The organism is Pelagicoccus sp. SDUM812002 (assembly GCF_031127835.1).
Lineage (GTDB): Bacteria > Verrucomicrobiota > Verrucomicrobiia > Opitutales > Opitutaceae > Pelagicoccus.
This window is the reverse complement of sequence record NZ_JARXHX010000002.1, coordinates 102,223-121,146: the sequence shown is the minus strand read 5'-3', so window position 1 is coordinate 121,146 and position 18,924 is coordinate 102,223. Positions and strand designations below refer to the sequence as shown.

The following is an 18,924-nucleotide window of genomic DNA, read 5'->3' as shown; positions in this document are numbered from 1 at the left end:
TTTCTGAATACAAAAAGGCACCTCCCCTCGAGGAAGTGCCTTCGTTGCATAAAAGTGTTTTTAGATCGAAGACTTACTTCTCGATGAATTCGCTTTGCGTGGCGGCACGGGCACGGAGGCGCAGGCCTTGCAGGCGGATGAAGCCGGTCGCGTCGTCTGGATTGTAAGAGGACTGGACGCCTTCCATCGACGCCACGTTTTCATCGTAGAGCGAGTACGGGGACTTGCGGCCGACGGTGGTGACGTTGCCCTTGTAGAGCTTGAGGCGGACGGTGCCGGTAACGCTCTTTTGGCTGTTGTCGATGAAGGCCTGCAAGGCTTCGCGCTCGGGAGCGAACCAGAAACCGTTGTATACGAGTTCTGCATACTTCGGGATGAGGCTATCACGCAAGTGCTCGAGTTCGCGGTCCATAGTGAGCGACTCGACTTGCTTGTGCCCCATCATGATGATGGTGCCACCTGGCGTCTCGTACACGCCACGGCTCTTCATACCAACGAAACGATTTTCTACGATGTCCACGCGACCGATGCCATGCTTGCCGGCGATCTTGTTGAGCTGGTAAACGGCCTCGGCTGGCGTGACCTTCTTACCGTCGATAGCGGTACAGTCACCCTTCTCGAAATCGAGCTCGATGTACTGTGCTTGGTCCGGCGCATCCTCAGGATCGACTGTGAGCTTGTACATCTTCTTGTTTTCTGGGGTGGTCGGGTCGAACCACGGATCTTCGAGGATGCCGGCTTCGTAGGAAATGTGCAGGGAGTTGCGGTCCATCGAGTACGGCTTGGAAGCGGATGCTTCCACGTTGATGTTGTTGTCCGCGCAGTACTTGATCATTTCCGTGCGCCCCGGGAAAGCCTTGCGGAACACTTCCATCCTCCATGGGGAGATAATCTGCAGGTCAGGAGCGAGGGCCGCGTAGCCGAGCTCGAAACGAACTTGGTCGTTGCCCTTGCCAGTCGCACCGTGAGCAACCGCGTCTGCCCCCACCTTACGAGCGAGGTCGATGTGGGCCTTGGCGATGAGCGGACGGGCGATGGAAGTGCCAAGGTAGTATTGGCCTTCGTAGATGGTGTTGGCACGCAACATCGGGAAGATATAATCCTTGGCGAACTCGTCTTTGAGATCGAGGGTGTAGTGAGCAGAAGCGCCAGTGGCCTTCGCCTTTTCCTCGAGACCGTCGAGCTCCTCTTCTTGGCCGACGTCAGCGGCGAAGGTGATGATCTCCGCGTTGTAGTGATCCTTGAGCCAGCGAACGAGGACTGAAGTGTCCAAGCCGCCCGAGTATGCGAGTACGATTTTCATAGAAATAAGTGTTTGAAGTTAAAATTGCTCACAAATGTCACGAATGAGCACAATTCTTTGCGACAGGACTAAGACCGATATTCGAGAAGATTCGAGCAATTCGTGGGAGAAAATTACCGCCGATTCGCTTCGGACAACACTGACATGATGGCCTTCTGGGTGTGAAGGCGATTTTCCGCTTCATCAAAGATAACAGACTGGGGTCCGTAAAGCACGTCCTCCTGCGCTTCCATCCCCTTGTAGGCTGGTAGGTCGTGCATGAAGAGCGCATCGGACTTGCCAAGCTTCATGAGGTCGGACGTCACGGAGTATGGCTTCATCACGCGGATGCGGTCACTTGACTCTTCCTCCTGTCCCATGCTCACCCAAGTATCTGTGTAGAGCACGTCCGCACCCTTCGCAGCTTCCTCGGGATCCTTCGTGAAACTCCACGTCGGAGCGTGACCACTCTCAGCCAAGGTAGCCTTGATCTCCTCGCTAGGCTCGTAACCTTCCGGACCTGCGAGCACTAGCTCCATGCCGAACATGGCAGCTCCGAGGATCCAAGAGTTGGCGATGTTGTTCGCAGTGTCTCCAAAGTAGGCGAGCTTCTTACCTTTGAGTGACTCGAGAAAGTTCGCCCCATCTGCCCAACGCTCCGCCATGGTGAAGGCATCGGTAAAAATTTGGCAGGGATGCAGGTAGTCCGTGAGGGCGTTGATAACCGGTACGCTGCCTAGCTCCGCGAGCTGTTCGATCTCCGTTTGTTCGTAGGTACGCACGACAAGTCCATGCACAAAACGCGAGAGCACGTTGGCCGTATCGTAAATCGATTCGCCGCGCCCAAGCTGGATGTCGCTCTTATTTAGAAAGATAGGATGTCCGCCCAACTCATGGATGCCCACATCAAAGGACACACGCGTACGAGTGCTGGACTTGGAGAAAATCATGGCCCAAGTCTGGCCCTTGAGGGTCGGAGGCGTGTGCTTGCCGCGGCCTTTTTTTAGCGCGTGGGCGAGCGTAAAAACCTCAGCGGCCTGATTGATCGTGAAATCCGTTTCTTTCAGAAAATGTTGCATTAATAAGTGTTGGTTTTCGGGTATTGGGTAATTGGTTACACGGCAGCTGTCAGATTAGCTGCCCGAGTTGCTATGACTCCCTTGACGATCTCAAGAGCGGTATCGATGTCGGACTTTGTGGCGATCAGCGGCGGTAAGAAACGGATCACGTTTCCGCCAGCCGGGGGTACGACGAGACCTGCCTCGCGGATCTTGGTCACGACTTCCAACGGAAGTTCCGCAATCTGGATACCAAGCATGTAGCCCTGTCCTCTAACATCGAGGACGTAATCCGGATACTCCGCTTTCAACGCTTCCAGCTGTTCGAGGAAGTAAGCTCCGTTTTCGGTAACGTTCCGCAAAAGCTCCTCATCTTCCAGAACCGAAATCGTCTCGAGGGCAGCCGCGCAGATCAGCGGCGTACCGCCAAAAGTTGTCCCATGAGAGCCAGCACCGAAAAGCGAGGCATGCTTGTCGTCCATCCAAACGGCACCGATCGGGACGCCGCCACCGAGGCCTTTGGCCATGCCAATCGCGTCTGGCCTGATACCTGCCTTTTCAAAAGCGAAAAAAGTACCGGACCGTCCGGCACCACACTGAACTTCGTCGATGAGAAGCAGGATTCCCTTCTCGTCGCAAAGCTTGCGCAAGCCTTGCAAAAACTCGATGGAGCATGGATGGACGCCGCCTTCGCCTTGGATGGTCTCGACGAAAATCGCTGAAGTCGAATCGTCAACCTTGTCGGCAAACGCCTGCAAATCGTTGAGCGGCGCCGACTCGAAACCAGGAACGAGCGGGCGGTATCCGCCTTGGATCTTCTCCTGCGGCGTCGCGCTCATGCCACCAAAGGTGCGACCGTGAAATGCTTGCTGGGCAACGATCACCTTAAACTGCTTTCCTTCTTCTCCGGCTTTTGCCTTTCCGTAGAGCCGCGAAAGCTTGATCAGCGCTTCGTTGGCTTCCGCTCCACTATTGCAGAAGAAAACCTTGCCGCCTCCGCCCGCAAGCTCGTTGAGCTTAGCCGCGAGTTGGGCTTGCTTCTCGTTGCGATAGAGGTTGCTTATATGAATCAAGCTCTCCGCTTGTGATTGAATGGCGGATACCAGTCTCGGGTGACTGTGACCAAGGGTGAGCACTGCGATCCCCGAACAGAAATCGATATACTCCTTGTCCGCATCATCCCACACACGCACTCCGCCGCCACGCGTAAACGTGATTGGCGGCAATCCGTAGTTGCCGAGAACGTTATCCTTATAGAGTTGCTCGGTGTTTTGTGTAGTCATGATGTTTTTTTTGGTTTCGAAGCGCGGAGCATTAGCCCGCGTGATGGGAAAATGGGTTGGAGCGTGGTCGCGGGCTTAAGCTACGCGTTAAGGGGTAAATCAGTGGCAGATTTCGGTACCGATACCAGTATCAGTGAATATTTCTAGGAGGAGGCTATGCGCCAGACGTCCGTCGATAAAGTGAACGCGGTGCACACCGGCATCCAGTGCTTTAATCGCGCTTTCAACCTTGGGAAGCATCCCCGCACTTATAGTGCCGTTTTTCTTAAGCTTCTCGACTTGGTTTACTTTCAAGGTGGAGATAAGCGTATCCAAATTTTTGGGATCTGACAATAAGCCAGGTACATCACTCATATAAACAAGGCGGCGAGCCCGCAGCGCACTGGCCACACAAGCCGCCGCTACATCAGCGTTTACGTTGTAAAGCTGGCCGTTGTCATCGATTGCAACCGGTGAAATGACGGGAGTATAGCCGTCTTTAATCGCCTTCTTGATTATCTTAGCCTTCACGGTTGTAATATTTCCAACAAACCCGAGATCGACGGGATCGCCATTCACATCCGTATCCAGTTTGTCACACTGGAGTACATTTTCGCCTGGAATTCCAAGGGGCGTATCTTTGCGAATCTGCAGCATCTCGCAGACTTCCCCATTCACTTGTCCGCTAAGGACGTCCCGTACCACCTTGACGGAGTCACCGTCCGTGTAGCGCAATCCATTTACGAACTGCGTTGGGATACCTTTTTCCTCTAGCGCACGACTGATCGCTTTCCCGCCACCATGAACGACCACGGCATGAATTCCAACCGCGGAGAGGAATGCAATATCACCCGCCACTCGTGCCCGAATCTCCGGGTTTGGGTCATCCATAAAACTACCGCCGTATTTTATTACGAAGGTCGCCCCACGGAAGTTCTGCACGTACGGCAGCGCTTCGACCAATACAGCCGCTTTGGAAATAATTTCCTGCATGTTCATAGAATAGAATGTCTTAGTTTTAAACCGCTAAGGAACGCGAATCGTCGCGAAGGATTTCGGATTTTTCTTTTAAATATTAGTTTAGATTCGTGTCCATAAGTAGGCAAAAACTACTCGCTCTTATTGAAATCGACATAGCCTTCGGTGAGGTCACTGGCACGGAGACGGTATCTAGCCTCTCCTGCATACATGTTTATGTGGATTGTGAACCTCTTGGCACTCACCACTTCCTTCCACTTCGGTTTGTTCTCAGGTATCGGCGTGCCGGATACAAGTGCAGGAACATCGCCATACGAAATATCGATCTTGTCCGGATCAAACTCGGAGTCAGCGTAACCAAGGGCGTCCATGAGCCGTCCCCAATTCGGGTCGTTTCCATACCAGGAGGTTTTAACCAACAACGAATTACCAATCGAACGGGCGATACTTTCCGCCCCGGCTTCCGAATCTGCACCAGTGATGAGAAGCTCCACGACCTTAGTGATCCGTTCTCCATCAGCCACAATCTTGTCGGCCAAATTGTCGCAGATTAGGAAAAGGGCTTCTTTGAATGCCGCAGTCGTGTCGTCGTCGAGGGAGACCCCTGATTCACCGTTGGCCAAAACGAGGACCGTGTCATTTGTGCTCATATCGCCATCCACTGTAATCGCATTAAATGTGTGCTTAACGGCCTCCGAAAGCACCTCTTTTAGTGCCAGGCTTTCAGCCGCGATATCGGTGGTAATGAAAGCAAGCATGGTCGCCATATTCGGCTGGATCATGCCCGCACCCTTTGCTGAACCTGCGAGCGTCACGGTCTTGCCGTCTACCGTGAAAGTCGCCGTACAAGTCTTTTTTCTCGTATCGGATGTAAGGATGCAATTGGAGAAACCCTCACCATCAACATCACCCGACACGATACCGGCACCTGACTTCAGGATGGCAGGAGAGATCCTATCCATAGGCAGTAGCTCTCCTATGCGGCCGGTCGAACAGACGAGAAAACTATTTGGTTCGACGCCACACGCGGCGGCTGCTTGGTCGGCCATAGTCTTGGCGTCGACTTTGCCTTGAGCACCTGTACAGGCGTTCGCATTTCCGCTGTTAGCGATGATTCCATGAATCGAGCTGCTGGTACTGAGCACGCTTTCGCAGAGTAGGACTGGAGCTGCTTTCACCCGGTTCCTGGTGAACACGCCTGCGGCGGCACAGGGGGTTTTCGAAAAGGCAATTCCCGTATCCAGCCGATCATTACCCTTGCGGCGTATGTCTGCCGAAACTCCATTGGCAAAGAATCCTTTGGGATCCGTTACACCGGCGGTGTTGGGGGTGAACGTAATTTCGTGTGACATAATATTGTTCAGTTGGAAATTTTCTTTCCACAGAATTTAAGCTCCTGCACCGGGTCTTCTCTGTGGATGGTGTGGTTAATTATCTAATTTTAAAAGAGACCTGTTGTCTCCTCCCACCCTTGCCAGAGATTAAGGATCTGGATGGCTTGGCCACTAGCGCCTTTGACGAGGTTGTCCTCGGCAGAAGTTATAACGAAGTTTCCGGTCCGATCGTCTTTGACTGCAGAGATGTCGACACGATTTGTTCCCACCACATATTTCGTATCGGGCCGCGTATCGCTAGGAAGGATACAAACGAAAGGCTTGTTCGCGTAAACCTTATCCCACTCTTCGTAGAGCTGCTCGATAGTATTGCCGTTGGAGGGAACCGTTATCGTGGTCGCAATGCCCCGGTTCATCGGAGCGAGGTGCGGGTTGAATTGGATGATGACTTTTTCACCCGCCGCGACGCTGAGCTGTTCCTCGATCTCGGAAAGATGCCGGTGCTTGGGTAGGCCGTAAGCTTTCGCGCTTTCGTTCACTTCGCAGAAGGAAAAGGCTTCCTTGCTCTGCTTGCCAGCACCGCTAGCCCCGCTGAAAGAATTAGCCACGATATGCTCTTTGCTTGCGATGCCTGCTTTGACGAGCGGCAGGAGTGGGATCAAAATACTAGTCGGATAACAACCTGGGCAGGCGAAGAGATCCTTTTGCTTCCATGAATCGTCGGATAGCTCCGGCATCACGTACTGAGAGCGGCTGAGCAATTCCACATCAGGATGTGCTGATCCGTAAAACTCTTCGTAGATCGCTGGATCGGAAATCCTGAAGTCCGCACTGAGGTCGATGACCTTCTTTCCGGCATCCACGAGGTGCCGAGCGTATTCTGCAGCGGCACCGTGCGGGAGAGCGAGTACAGCGACATCGATATCTTCCCGAGCTGCCAGTTCTGCGGGATCGGAATTTTCGAAGAGCATGTCGTCGAGAATTCCCCGCATGGCAGGAATGACAGAGCTGACCGGTTGGCCAGCTTTACTCCGCGAGGTGACGGCCTTGAGCGTCACCTTCGGGTGAGCGGCGAGGAGTTTGACTAGGATTTCTCCTCCGTATCCGGAGGCGCCGACGATGGCTGCGTTCATGGGTAGAAAAAGTTGGATAAAGTTCGGCCGTCTAGCGGTAGAGGTCGCTTCCTACGGGAATAGAGAGTGTGAAAAGGCAAAAGTGCCTGAATTTAGAATAGAAGAAGCCCTCATGGCATAAACCAGTGAGGGCTTCCGAAAAATTCTGTTGATAAGCAGATTAACGCTTAGAGAACTGGAACTTCTTACGTGCCCCTGGCTGACCGGCTTTCTTACGTTCCTTCATACGCGGATCACGAGTGAGGAGACCAGCTTGCTTGAGAGGGATACGGAGCTCACCGTCGAGCTTGAGGAGGGCGCGAGCGATACCGAGGGAGATCGCGCCAGCTTGTCCGCTGTCGCCTCCACCTTCAACCTTGGCGATGATGTCGACCTTGTCCTTCAGCTCGGAAGTAGCGAGCGGGGATAGGGCGATACGCTTGAAGTTATCGTGCGAGAAAAAGGCTTCGGTTTCCTTACCGTTCACTACGATCTTGCCGGTGCCTTCCTGAAGGCGAACGCGAGCAACTGCAGTTTTACGACGGCCAGTGCCTAGAAATACGTTTGATTCAACGGACATGTTTTAAGGAGGTTGGAATTAGAGGGATATTGCCTCTGGGTTTTGCGCTTCGTGAGGGTGTGACTCGCCAGCGTATACCTTGAGCTTGGTGAGCATCTTGCGAGCGAGGCGGTTCTTCGGGAGCATACCCTTGACTGCGTGCTTGACCACGAAGTCCGGCTGACGCTCTTGCATCTGCGCTACGCTGAGGCGCTTTTCGCCACCGACGTAACCACTGTAGAACATGTACTGCTTTTGCTCTTCCTTCTTACCAGTGAGGGCGATCTTGTCGGCATTGATAACGACAACGAAGTCCCCAGTGTCCACGTGTGGAGTGTAGGCAGGCTTGTTGCGGCCACGTAGAATGTTTGCGATCTTCACAGACAGACGTCCGAGAACCTGATCCTTGGCGTCGATCACGTACCAGTTGCGTTGTACTGTTTCCTGTTTGGCTAGAAATGTTTTCATCGGATTTCGAGAAAAAGAGCAAAACACCTAGCCTGAGCAGGAGCCTTGTCAATGGTTTACTGAATTAATTTCGCCCTCTCGGCGTGGCTAAAATCGGAGCCCCACGGAAGCGCTTCCGTATAAGTTGCTGTCTGGCACACCGAAGTCGTTGTCGTCGTAGTGGAGTCCGAAGGAGAGCGTGGAGTCGCTACTCAGTTCGATCGGGTAGACAAGGTCGACTCCAAAATAGCGGTAATCCTGATCCCTGTCGGAAAAGCCGACCCTACCTGTGGCTTCGAACGGGAACCCTTGCAAAGGTAGCGCCACCGTAGCTGCTGCCTCTACGAAAAGCTCCTTCGTGTCGAAGTCCTTGTATATATATACTGAAGGCGAGACAGTGCCCAGCTCCCCATAGATTCCCAAATAAGCCTCATTCGAGCTTTCCCCGACGGAGTACTTGTAGTGTGTTCCGCCAAAATCCATGGCCCACTTGTCCGCGATCGCAAATCCGTAGCCCGCGTAGAAATTGATCTCCTCCCTAAAGAAGTTGGGACTGCCCTTCTTCTCCAAAGGCAAAGCCGCCCAAGCGCCCAAGTAGAAGTCGTTTTGGGAGAACTCAATCGTCGGGAACCAAGTAAGGTCGGCCGTCTTAATGCCACGATCAAGATAGGCGCTCTGCACGGTGGTATCCACAGAGATCTCCGAAGCCCGCCCAGAGGTAGCGATAAAAACTGCGCCCCAGAAATAGAGCTTCGAAAGATGGTGGTTGAGTTTCATAGTGCTCGAACTGAAAAAGAATCTAAACGCGAGGGCCTCGTATGGCCCAGAATGAATTTCATTAAACGTGACTTTGATTAATCAAAGTCAATAAAAAGAACCATCAAAGTTTAGAATGCCTGTCTCAATCCCAATTTCAATAGAGCGCCTTACCGTCGCCGCCCTCATCGCCGCCGCCGGGATCGGCCTCGGCGCCTTTGGAGCCCACGGCCTGGAACCCCAACTGGTCGCCAACGACAGCGTCGACACCTGGGACACCGCCGTGCTCTACCATCTCGCCCACGCCGTGGCTCTATTCGTGCTCGCTGTCAACGCCGACAAGGTCGCTAGCAAATGGGCTTTTCGCCTCTGGGTAGCCGGTATCTTGCTCTTTTCCGGATCTCTCTATGCTCTCGCCCTCACAAAATGGAGCCTCCTCGGCCCAGTCACCCCTCTCGGGGGCGTCGCCTTCATCGCCGGCTGGATCAGCGTCATCTTCGAAAATAGAAAGTAGATCTTCGTTGGAGCGTGCTCGAACTGATCCCGATACCTTCCTTTACCCATGCGACCCGTCCGCCAACCACTCGACATCGACATCCCCGCTCCTCTTAAGCAGGCCCTGCTCGCTCTCGAAGCCGCGGGCGGGACCTGCCGCATCGTAGGCGGATCCGTGCGCGACGCCCTACTCGGAATCCAGCCCAAGGATTTTGACGTGGAAGTCTACGGACTCGATCTAGACGCAATCGCTAACACCCTTTCCAAACTCGGCCGCACCGACCTCGTCGGCAAAGCCTTCGCGGTGGTCAAACTCTGGACCCAAGGTGATGAGTACGACTTTGCCATCCCGCGTCGAGAATCCAAGAGCGGTACCGGCCATCGGGGGTTCGTCATCGAAGCCGACGCCCATCTCAGCGAAGTGGAAGCTCTCAAGCGACGCGACTTCACTATCAACGCCCTCCTCTACGACCACGCCAAAGGCGAAGTCATCGATTACTTCGGCGGACTCCAGGATCTCGATACACGCACGCTTCGTCACGTCAGTCCCGCCTTCAAGGAAGACCCGCTACGCGTGCTGAGGGCCATGCAGTTCGCTGGCCGGTTCCAAATGGTGCTGCACGACGAAACCGCAGCCATGTGCCACGATATCGGCCACGAGTTCTGGACTCTCGCCAAAGAGCGAATCTGGATCGAATGGCAAAAATGGGCTGGGCGCTCTACTTCCCTCTCCCACGGCATGCGGGCTCTGGAGAAGAGTGGCTGGATTCGCTACTTTCCGCAGCTCAATGCTCTGCTGAACCTGCCCCAGGATCCCGAGTGGCATCCTGAAGGTAATGCATGGACCCACACCCTCTGTTGCCTCGACGCACTCCAAAGCCAGACCGACTGGCTCAGCCTTCCGGAGAGCGAACGCGGCGTTCTCGCCTTCGGAACCCTTTGCCACGACCTCGGCAAGGCCCGCTGCACTCGGTGGGCGGAAAAACGAGGCGCCATGCATTGGATAAGTCCCGGCCACGATGCCCAAAGTATCTGGCTAGCAGAGCAATTCTTCAATGCAATGCGGGCACCGCACGAGATACGCGACAAGGTAATGGGGCTTGTCGGTAATCACCACTTTTTGAATACAGTTCCTGAATGTGGCCATAGCGACGCATCCTTGCGTCGCCTCGCCAAACGCCTCACTCCAGCCAGCACCTATGAACTCGTCTACGTCATGGTCGCCGACCATCGCGGCCGCCCACCTCTCCTCTCCGAAGCTCAGGATCAGCGGATTGCGGAGTTTAGGAGACGTATCCAAGAACTGGATCTAGAGAGTCATGCACCAAAACCAATCCTCCTCGGTCGCCACCTCATCGAGCGAGGTATGAAGCCCAGCCCTGATTTCAAATCCATTCTCGACCGTGCCTATGAGGCCCAATTGGATGGAGCCTTTAGCGACTCTCCCACCGCCCTGAAATGGCTCGATGAAAATTGGATCAGCCTTAGTAGCTAACTCCCAGAGCTTCCACTTCGATCAAAGCCCCCGCAGGCAGCTCCTCAATTGGAAAGGCCGAGCGTACCGGCTTGTCCGGATTCAGCTTTGAGTGGTCGAAGAAACGACGATAGGCCTTGTTCCAATTTCCAAACTCAGTGGGGAAGCTGTCCTGAATGTTCAAATACGCACGTAACTGCACCACGTTCGGATAATCCAAGCCGGCTTCCGCCATTCGCGATTCCAGCGTTAAGAGCGACTGCATTGCTTGCCCGTAGATTCCGGTTGCGTTCCGATCGATCACCCCAGCGAACCAAGTTAGCTTGGCATCACGAGCAACGGCAACTGAACTGCTGAGAAACGAAGTCTCAGATCCCTCGCGCCAAGCAGGTCCGGCCAAACCTGTCTCCCCTCCCATCTCGCTCGGAACAAACGGTCCCATGGCATCGGGGAACACTGCATAGAACTCGATCTCCACAATCCGACCCGTGGACGAAAATCCGGGAGCCGAAAATACACTCACTGGAGGAGCCCCAGCGGAAGACGTTTCCCAGAAAGTTTCCCAGCCCACTTCAAACCCTGCAAAATCCGTCGCCAACTCGCCGTCCTCATTCGCTGCTGGACTTAACATCGCCCGCACAAAAACCAGATCGGAACGGCCGAGTCCCCAACGTCTGAGCACCGCGTCCAGCTTCGACAACACCGACTCCGATTGCTGTTCCATGGAACCAAATCCGCTTCCCTCTCCGGGCAAACTATCAGCCAACACTCCCGAAGTGATCAAAAGGCTGGAGTAAGGACGCGTCGCACGCAACGAGAGCGGGGTTTCACTTGAAGCGTAGATTCGATCGTTCGCCCACGAGGGCATCATCGCATCGAGCACCTCTGGTGCAGCCGCTAATATGACATCCAACGCTACCGTCGCGTCGCCAGGCAAATGCGTCACCCCGATCGAGGTTCGCGTGGGAGCTAGCTCGTTGTCGGCAAAGGCTTTGCTGAATGCTCCCGACCATTTACCCATCGCATCTCCCATGTCCTCACCTTTTTGGGATAGCAAATACCCACGCACATTGACGACTGACTTCAAAGATAGCCCGGCCAACTCCAAGTCGTTTTTAAGATCCGCAAACGCATCGCTGGCAGCCTCGCCAACATCCTCGTTCGATCCACTGTAAGATTTCGTGAATACGAGCGAAGCCATCGGGTCCACAGTAGCGGCCGAGCTGTAGGCCGCCCCTTCCAAGGGCGTAATCTTGAACACCTCCTTCGCCCATAACGTTACAGAAAGTGAGAAAACAAGGGTAAGCAGGAGCAATTTACGCATAGCGGACGTCATAGCAGGGAGGGTGCCAGCAGTGGCGCACGCTCTGCTATTCGCCGGTCAAGATGTCTAGTAACTTTAAACGCAGGGAATTCCTGCGCCTCGCCGGCTTGAGCCTCGGCCTCGGCATGAGCAGATCCCTCGTGCGAGGTGCAGACGATTCGGAGGTCCATAGTGTCCCCCGCGAGCACATCGGATATCCGCAGTTCGGCAAGCTCCCGCTGGTCCGAGCCTCCCAGGACCGTATCGTCAAAGAGACGGTCGGCCTCCGCCCCTTCCGCGATAGCGGCCCCAACCTCGGCCACGAACGCATCGGCGACAAAAGCGTTTTCCACAACTACGGCCACGGCGGCTCCGGTTGGTCGCTCTCTTGGGGGACCAGCGCCCAAGTCACCACAGAAGCCCTCACCTCGGGAGCTCAACAGTTCGCTGTGATCGGTTGCGGCGCCATCGGCTTGACCTCTGCCATTCTCCTGCAACGAGCAGGCAAGATTGTCACCATTTACTGCAAAGAGCGCCATCCCAACATTACCTCCAGCGTGGCCACCGGAGTGTGGTCCCCCGACTCCCGAATATGCCTGAAGGACCATGCCACCGATGCCTTTGCTGCTTGGTGGAACACCACGTGTCGTACCTCGTTCAAACTCTACCAAAGCTTTCTCGGGCTCCCTGGCTCGCCGATCGAATGGGTCGACTCCTACGCAGTCTCCAATCAGCCTTGGGACGCGGAAAGACCTAAAGACCCCAACGACACCCAGCCCGAGTACGGCCACTTTCGAGATTACGTGCAAGACCTCACCCCTCGCTTCGTCGATCTCGACAAGAGCCAGAATCCGTTCCGCGAGCCGTACGCCCGCAAGGGCTCCCGCATGATCTTCAACATTTCCACCTACCACCAAACCCTTTTGCGCGAATTTACCAGCCTCGGCGGACACCTTGTGCATCGCGATTTCCAAAACCCCGCCCAATTCGCCGAGCTCGCCGAACCCGTCGTCATCAACGCCACCGGGCTCGGCTCCAAAACGCTCTTCGACGACAAGCAAATGCACCCGGTACGCGGACAGCTCACAGTCCTCATTCCGCAACCAGAACTCAACTACAGCTTCTCCAACAACGACGCCTACGTCATCCCTCGACGTGACGGAGTGGTGATCGGCTCCAGCAAAAACGGCATCATCGATTCCACAAATCTTGAAGTGGACCCCGAACAAAGCTTCAACGCCGTCGCCGCCATCGCCCAGTCCATGACGAAATCGAAAATCGCCAAAGCTTAAGTAAGAAGCGATTCACAGAGCCTTGACGCGACGCTCTAAAAACCGCGGCACAAAACCCACCGTAAACGCAGTCCCCGCTAGCGTCACTAGCATGCCAGCCACCACGCGAGGCGTGAGCGTTTCGCCAAGGAACAATGCTCCCCAGAGGATAGCGAACCCGGGCACCATGAAAGTCACCGTCGACGCGTTGGTCGCTCCGGTTCGCCCGATCACGTCGAAGAAGATCACATAAGCCAAAGCCGTGCAAAAAACTCCCAGCGAGACCCCGCAACCCCATTCCAGCAGACTAGGATTGACCTCGGGCCAAAGTGCCAAGCCAAGGGGCAATAAGGCGATCGAGCCGCTCAACATGCTTCCCGCCGAACACACCAAAGCGGAAACATCCGTCAAAAAACGACGCGCGTAATGCACCGACACGCCATAGGAAAACGTAGCCAACAAACCCGCCGCAATAGCCCAACCGGCCCCGCCAGAAGTGAAGCTTAATCTTCCCCACACCAGTATCAAGACTCCCACTACTCCAATAAAAAGTCCGAGGATTTGAATACGTTTAAGTGGGATTCCCAGCCAAACCGCTCCCACAGCTGCCGCGAAGAGCGGAGTCGTCGCATTGATTAGCGAGGTAAAGCCCGCCTCCAGGCTCAGGGTGGCGAACGCGATAAGACAAAATGGAACCGCCGTGCTCAGCAGGCCAGTTACTGCCAGATGCTTAGCGTGCGTTCGCAGCCCTTGGCGAACCTTAGGGCGGAAAAAGAACGGAAGGAAACAGAGCAAAGCCGTGGCGACGCGAACCAACATCAACGGAATCGGGCCGAAACTCGGCGCTGCTACCCGCATGAAGAGGAACGACGCTCCCCAGATCGACGACAGCCCAAAGAGTTTGACGAGGTCAGACAGCTGCATTTTTCGATTTGTTCATCCCGTTTTCCCAAGCAATTATCGCGCGCTTTCGGTCCCCACCCCAACGATAGTTCCCGATTACACCTGTTTCCCGAATCACCCGGTGGCAAGGAATCAGAAAGGCAAGTTCATTACTGCCCACCGCTGTGCCAACCGCTCGACTCGCGCCTGGGTTGCCTATGCCCTCTGCCAAACGCCCATAGCTTATCAAGCATCCACGTGGAATCTGTATCAGGGCCTGCCATACACGCACCTGAAAATCCGTGCCACGAACCAAGGCTTTCAAAGGAGTCGCCACCTGGCGATCCTTCGCGGCTGCGAAAACCGCCTTGGCGAGCCTCACTGCCCGAACATCGTCGCGCAACAGAACCGCCCCTGACCACTCCTCCCGCAAAGCGCGCAGTACCGCAGTCTTCTCGGACGCTTCCACGAAAGACAAATGGCAAATCCCCCGCGGGCTTTCCGCGAGGCACGCTTCACCAAAAGGCGTGTCTGCAAAGCCCACCCGCATCTGCCACCCCGCCCCACCCGACTTGATCTCGCCCGGGGTTGCTCCTTCCAGCTTCACGCAAAGATCATGCAAACGTCCCGGACCCGATAAACCTACCTCCAGCGAGGTATCCAAGACACTCCTACCCGCCTTCAAGAGCTCACGCGCCTTGGCAGCAGTCAGACACTGCAAAAAGTCCTTGGGCGTGATGGAGGCCCAATTCGCAAAGAGCCGATGCAAGTGGTGCGGGCTAAGCTCCATAAAGTCCGCCAGTTCCTGCAAGCTCGGTTGCTCCCCTTGATTTTGGTCAAGATAGCGGATCAGCTTGGCAATTCGTTGGTAGTCGGACATCGGAAAAACAATAGAGCCAAACACCTCTAGCGCCCACCCGATTCTTGCGGCCAAATGCGGGAGCGTGATTCCCACGCCGTAGCCTCCTGTCTCCTCTCAGTAAACCAGAAAGCAAATTCGTTGTAACCAAAGGGCCTTCCGCGGGAACCCCTTCCCACATTGACTCGACAAATCCAAGCTCCTCGCGTGAAAAGGCTGGGTCTCCCACCACGGCCCACTCATCCATGAAACCCGCTTCGAACTCCACCGCCAGCGAAAAACCAGAGCCTTCCAGCACCGCGCCCACCCTCGTCATCGGACTGGTCATGTTCGTCATGGGCGGCTGCGGCATGGCGTACGAATACACGCTCAGCAAGCTGGCCTCCGACATCCTAGGCAACAGCGTTCAGCAGTGGGCTATTGTCATCGCGGTGATGCTATTCTGCATGGGACTCGGTGCCGAGATCCAACGCTATATCTCTGACGAGAAGGTCGTCGACGTGCTCGCCTACAGCCAAATCGCCCTCGCGGTCTTAGGCGGTTTCGGGCCGCTCGCCATGTTGCACATCTTCAGCGCTCTACCTTCCCACTTCATTCTCACCCAATACGCCCTCGTCAGCGCCATCGGAATCCTCGTTGGCTTCGAAATCCCCTTGCTGACCCGCATCAATGAGCAGTTCTCCGACGACGTTCGCAGCAATCTCGCTCGTATCCTCAAGATGGACTACATCGGAGCCCTCATCGGAGCCTTGGTTTGGGTCTTTCTGCTTTTCCGCTACTTTTCCATGGTGCAGACGAGCCTCCTTCTCGCCCTCACCACCCTGCTCTCCGCCCTGCTCTTCATCCTCACTTTCCGAAAACGTTCGGGCAACAGTGGTCGCGTTTACGCAGCTGCCGGTATCGTCGCTGTTCTCATCGGGTTAGGCTTCGCTTTCGAAAAAGATTGGACCGAATCCGCCGAGCAACGCCTCTACCGCGACCGTATCATCTTTTCGGAGACGAGCAAATACCAGCATGTCGTCCTCACCGAAAGTAGAGACGGATCCGTTTCCTGCTACATCAACGGCCATCTGCAGTTCGACGGACGCGACGAGCATATCTATCACGAAATGCTGGTACACCCCGCCATGTCCATCGCCCCGCGCCGCGATCGCGTGCTGATCCTAGGTGGCGGCGACGGACTTGCCCTGCGCGAGGTCCTGAAATACGATGACGTACAATCCGTCACTCTCGTCGACCTCGACCCGGTCATGACTGAGCTCGCTACGAATAACGAGCACTTCACTCGCCTCAACAAAGGCAGCTTGCGAGACGCTCGGGTAAAGACCGTCGAGAACCTCGCTCTCGAAAACACCGCCGCCCTGCTCGAGATCGAAGTCTCCGGACGCGGAGCTCTCGGCCAGCCCGTCGAGCAGAACCTCCCGCCGGTCACCGTTCTCAATCTCGACGCCGCGGCCTTCGTGGCCCAAGCACCTGGGCGTTACGACGTCGTCATCATCGACTTCCCGGACCCGAATTCCGTCGAGCTCGCCAAGCTCTACAGCCAACACTTTTACGGATTCCTCCGCAGCAAGCTCAGCGCGGACGGCATCTTCGTGCAGCAGTCCACCTCGCCCTACCATGCCAAGGAAGCCTTTCTTTGTATCGGCAGAACGATTACATCCGCAGGGTTGGCGGCAGTGCCCTACCACGAAAATGTTCCCTCCTTCGGGGAATGGGGTTGGTGGATCGGCGGAAGCGATACGATCCAAGGCGAAGCCAAGCTACGCGATTCCCTAGCAAAGATACCCGACTTGACTGCAGAGACTCGCTATCTTACACCCGAGATCGTCCGAGCCTCCCTGCAATTCGGAAAGTCCCAACTCGAAACCCAGCAAACCGAGATCAGCACGATCACCCACCCGCGCATCTACAACTATTATCTAGAAGCATGGAAACGCACCCGCGGCATACTCTGAAGTCCGCCGCTGAGCACAGCGCCTTTGTTCACTCTTTAACCGCACACGTCTCATGAACTCACTGTTACAATTCGGCCTGGGCGCATTCGTCCTCCTCGTACTCTTTTCCTCATTCAGAAGCTGCTCTTCTTCATCCCGTTACGGCGACACGTACAACGTCTCCGTTCAACAGGTCTCCGGCGGCGACGCCGCCAGCGGACTCGACCTACAAGCCGTGGGCGCCCTCGTCAAGCAAGCCGAGACCGGCGAGGAATTCGAGCGTTTGCTCAACACCCCAAGCGTCGGCGTCAACAACCTCGACCTCGACGAAGACGGATCCGTAGACTACATCAAGGTCACCGAATACGGATCCGGAAACGTCAAAGGCTTCTCACTCACGGTCGATCTCGCCAGCGACCAGACCCAAGAAGTTGCCACCATAGAAATCGAGAAAACCGCGGACGGCCGCGCCAACGTGCAAACTCACGGCAACCGCAACATCTACGGAGCCAACCACTACTACCACAACAGCTTCGGCATCACCGACATGCTGCTGCTCGGCTGGCTCTTCAACAGCAACCGCCCCTACTACAGCTCCCCTTGGGGTTACAATTCCTACCCTGGATACTACGGCCGCTACTCGCCCAGCAGCTACGACAACTATCGCCAGCGCACGCGAAACGTGACGAACAGCGCGAACTGGAGCGCCTCCAACAACCCCACCGTCAACGCCACCGCCACCTCTCCAAACGCTGGAAAGACCGCGGCCAATATCAAGGCCCCGCTCAAGAGCCCCACCAATTCCCAAAAGAGCTTCCAAGCTCGCAACCCTTCCAAAACGGTCCGCAGCGGAGGCTTCGGTCGAACCAGCACCAGCAGCACCTCGCCCAGTCTGAGAAAAACCACCACTTCCAGCTACCGCGGCGGAGGCAAGTAGAACCCCTTTCGGAAACAGAAAAATGGATACCACCACACTTAGCTCCTTTTTCGGGACCGAAGACGCTGTCTCGCTCCTCGACCCATCCGCTGTCGTATTTCTGGCAGTATCGATCCTGATTCTCTGGATCGGTAAGCTCGTCAACGACTTCTGCACCCCGTATCAGCTCGCCCACGAACTGACCAGCAAGGACAACAAGGCGATCGCCGTATCCTTTTCTGGATACATGCTCGCTATTACTGTTATTCTTTGGGGCGTGCTACGTCAGGACATTCCGGTAGAAGAACTAGCGAACGTCGACCCCGGCAAGCAGCTCTTCCTACGCGACCTAGGCGGCACCCTGCTCTGGTCGCTCTTCGGCATCCTGCTCTTGCAAGTCGCACGCGTCATCAACGACAAAATCCTGCTGAGCCGCTTCAGTAACGTGAAGGAACTCGTGGAGGATCAAAACATCGGTACCGGAGCCGTGCAGGCAGGCGCCTACGTCGGATCCGCCTTCATCATCCAAGCAGCCACCTTCGGTGAAAGCTCCGGCAGCCTCGTGCGAGACATCCTCGTCACTCTTGCCTATTTCTTCGTATCTCAGCTGGCGTTCATCCTCTTCGCGATGGTCTACCAAAAGCTCAGCGCCTATGACCTTCACAACGAAATCGAGCGCGACAACGCAGCGGCCGGCGTCGGCTTTGGCATCACACTGTCAGCTGTCGGCATTCTTCTCTCTAGCTATATCGTATCCAGCAGTTCCATACTCGGGCTCGCACTTTGGTTCGTCATCTGTGTCTTCTTGCTATCGGTCAGCCGTTTCGCGATCGACCGCGTCATCCTGCCCGGCTCGCCACTCGACGAAGAAATCTCCAAGGATCGCAACTGGGGAGCTGCCCTCATCGAAGGCGCCGCCGCCATCGGTCTGGCTCTCATTCTCACCACCCTTTTCCACTCATAGATTCAACCAGTAGCGAACGTCGCGAGGCTTTCGAT

At 55.5% G+C, this 18,924-nt stretch carries 18 protein-coding genes; 6 read left to right on the top strand and 12 right to left on the bottom strand.

Going from position 1 to position 18,924, the window contains the following annotated elements; translation table 11 throughout:
• Window positions 1-73: 73 nt before the first annotated feature.
• The 9 genes from QEH53_RS04210 to QEH53_RS04170 all read right to left on the bottom strand — a co-directional run bounded on the left by QEH53_RS04210 (window position 74) and on the right by QEH53_RS04170 (window position 8,809).
• Window positions 74-1,303 carry an argininosuccinate synthase gene (locus tag QEH53_RS04210; RefSeq protein ID WP_309021882.1) on the bottom strand — a complete coding sequence of 410 codons (1,230 nt, stop codon included), beginning with the start codon at window positions 1,301-1,303 and terminating at the stop codon, window positions 74-76.
• A gap of 113 nt (window positions 1,304-1,416) precedes the next feature.
• Complete coding sequence (argF, locus tag QEH53_RS04205) at window positions 1,417-2,361, bottom strand: ornithine carbamoyltransferase (protein ID WP_309021881.1); 945 nt, start codon at window positions 2,359-2,361, stop codon at window positions 1,417-1,419.
• A gap of 35 nt (window positions 2,362-2,396) precedes the next feature.
• Complete coding sequence (locus QEH53_RS04200; protein ID WP_309021880.1) at window positions 2,397-3,623, bottom strand: aspartate aminotransferase family protein; 1,227 nt, start codon at window positions 3,621-3,623, stop codon at window positions 2,397-2,399.
• Window positions 3,624-3,722: 99 nt separating this feature from the next.
• Window positions 3,723-4,595 (bottom strand): acetylglutamate kinase, encoded by an 873-nt coding sequence (argB, locus tag QEH53_RS04195; protein ID WP_309021879.1) that lies wholly within the window; start codon window positions 4,593-4,595, stop codon window positions 3,723-3,725.
• A 116-nt stretch (window positions 4,596-4,711) separates the two neighbouring features.
• Window positions 4,712-5,932, bottom strand: a complete 1,221-nt coding sequence (gene argJ, locus QEH53_RS04190) for a bifunctional glutamate N-acetyltransferase/amino-acid acetyltransferase ArgJ (RefSeq protein WP_309021878.1) — start codon at window positions 5,930-5,932, stop codon at window positions 4,712-4,714.
• An 89-nt stretch (window positions 5,933-6,021) separates the two neighbouring features.
• Window positions 6,022-7,047, bottom strand: coding sequence for an N-acetyl-gamma-glutamyl-phosphate reductase (gene argC / locus QEH53_RS04185; RefSeq protein WP_309021877.1), 1,026 nt, complete (start codon window positions 7,045-7,047; stop codon window positions 6,022-6,024).
• Between the two features lie 160 nt (window positions 7,048-7,207).
• Window positions 7,208-7,606 carry a 30S ribosomal protein S9 gene (gene rpsI / locus QEH53_RS04180; protein WP_309021876.1) on the bottom strand — a complete coding sequence of 133 codons (399 nt, stop codon included), beginning with the start codon at window positions 7,604-7,606 and terminating at the stop codon, window positions 7,208-7,210.
• Between the two features lie 18 nt (window positions 7,607-7,624).
• Complete coding sequence (gene rplM / locus QEH53_RS04175; RefSeq protein WP_309006872.1) at window positions 7,625-8,053, bottom strand: 50S ribosomal protein L13; 429 nt, start codon at window positions 8,051-8,053, stop codon at window positions 7,625-7,627.
• A gap of 87 nt (window positions 8,054-8,140) precedes the next feature.
• Entirely contained in the window at window positions 8,141-8,809 is a 669-nt protein-coding gene (locus tag QEH53_RS04170; protein WP_309021875.1) for a hypothetical protein, read from the bottom strand.
• 115 nt (window positions 8,810-8,924) lie between these two features.
• Here QEH53_RS04170 and QEH53_RS04165 point away from each other — a divergent pair, with 115 nt between their 5' ends.
• Together QEH53_RS04165 and QEH53_RS04160 are read left to right on the top strand one after the other, a co-directional pair.
• Window positions 8,925-9,302 carry a DUF423 domain-containing protein gene (locus QEH53_RS04165; protein WP_309021874.1) on the top strand — a complete coding sequence of 126 codons (378 nt, stop codon included), beginning with the start codon at window positions 8,925-8,927 and terminating at the stop codon, window positions 9,300-9,302.
• Between the two features lie 48 nt (window positions 9,303-9,350).
• Window positions 9,351-10,778, top strand: coding sequence for a polynucleotide adenylyltransferase (locus tag QEH53_RS04160; protein ID WP_309021873.1), 1,428 nt, complete (start codon window positions 9,351-9,353; stop codon window positions 10,776-10,778).
• Here QEH53_RS04160 and QEH53_RS04155 read toward each other — a convergent pair.
• Complete coding sequence (locus tag QEH53_RS04155) at window positions 10,768-12,081, bottom strand: RidA family protein (protein WP_309021872.1); 1,314 nt, start codon at window positions 12,079-12,081, stop codon at window positions 10,768-10,770. The genes QEH53_RS04160 and QEH53_RS04155 overlap by 11 nt on opposite strands.
• 62 nt (window positions 12,082-12,143) lie before the next feature.
• On the opposite strand from QEH53_RS04155, the gene QEH53_RS04150 reads away from it, so the two are divergent.
• Window positions 12,144-13,352: an FAD-dependent oxidoreductase gene (locus QEH53_RS04150; RefSeq protein WP_309021871.1), complete on the top strand. Its 1,209-nt coding sequence runs from the start codon at window positions 12,144-12,146 to the stop codon at window positions 13,350-13,352.
• 12 nt (window positions 13,353-13,364) lie between these two features.
• Here QEH53_RS04150 and QEH53_RS04145 read toward each other — a convergent pair whose 3' ends face one another.
• On the bottom strand, window positions 13,365-14,255 hold the full coding sequence (locus QEH53_RS04145; RefSeq protein ID WP_309021870.1) for a DMT family transporter: 891 nt from the start codon (window positions 14,253-14,255) through the stop codon (window positions 13,365-13,367).
• A complete protein-coding gene (locus QEH53_RS04140) occupies window positions 14,242-15,093 on the bottom strand; it encodes a methylated-DNA--[protein]-cysteine S-methyltransferase (RefSeq protein WP_309021869.1) in 852 nt (283 codons plus the stop codon). The genes QEH53_RS04145 and QEH53_RS04140 overlap by 14 nt, the downstream gene beginning before the upstream one ends.
• Before the next feature lie 224 nt (window positions 15,094-15,317).
• Here QEH53_RS04140 and QEH53_RS04135 point away from each other — a divergent pair, with 224 nt between their 5' ends.
• From QEH53_RS04135 to QEH53_RS04125, 3 genes are read left to right on the top strand one after another with little or no spacing between them, the layout of a single operon-like run.
• Window positions 15,318-17,030, top strand: a complete 1,713-nt coding sequence (locus QEH53_RS04135; RefSeq protein ID WP_309021868.1) for a polyamine aminopropyltransferase — start codon at window positions 15,318-15,320, stop codon at window positions 17,028-17,030.
• 52 nt (window positions 17,031-17,082) lie between these two features.
• Window positions 17,083-17,946: a hypothetical protein gene (locus QEH53_RS04130; RefSeq protein ID WP_309021867.1), complete on the top strand. Its 864-nt coding sequence runs from the start codon at window positions 17,083-17,085 to the stop codon at window positions 17,944-17,946.
• Between the two features lie 22 nt (window positions 17,947-17,968).
• Window positions 17,969-18,889, top strand: coding sequence for a DUF350 domain-containing protein (locus QEH53_RS04125; protein WP_309021866.1), 921 nt, complete (start codon window positions 17,969-17,971; stop codon window positions 18,887-18,889).
• Window positions 18,890-18,924 lie beyond the last annotated feature (35 nt).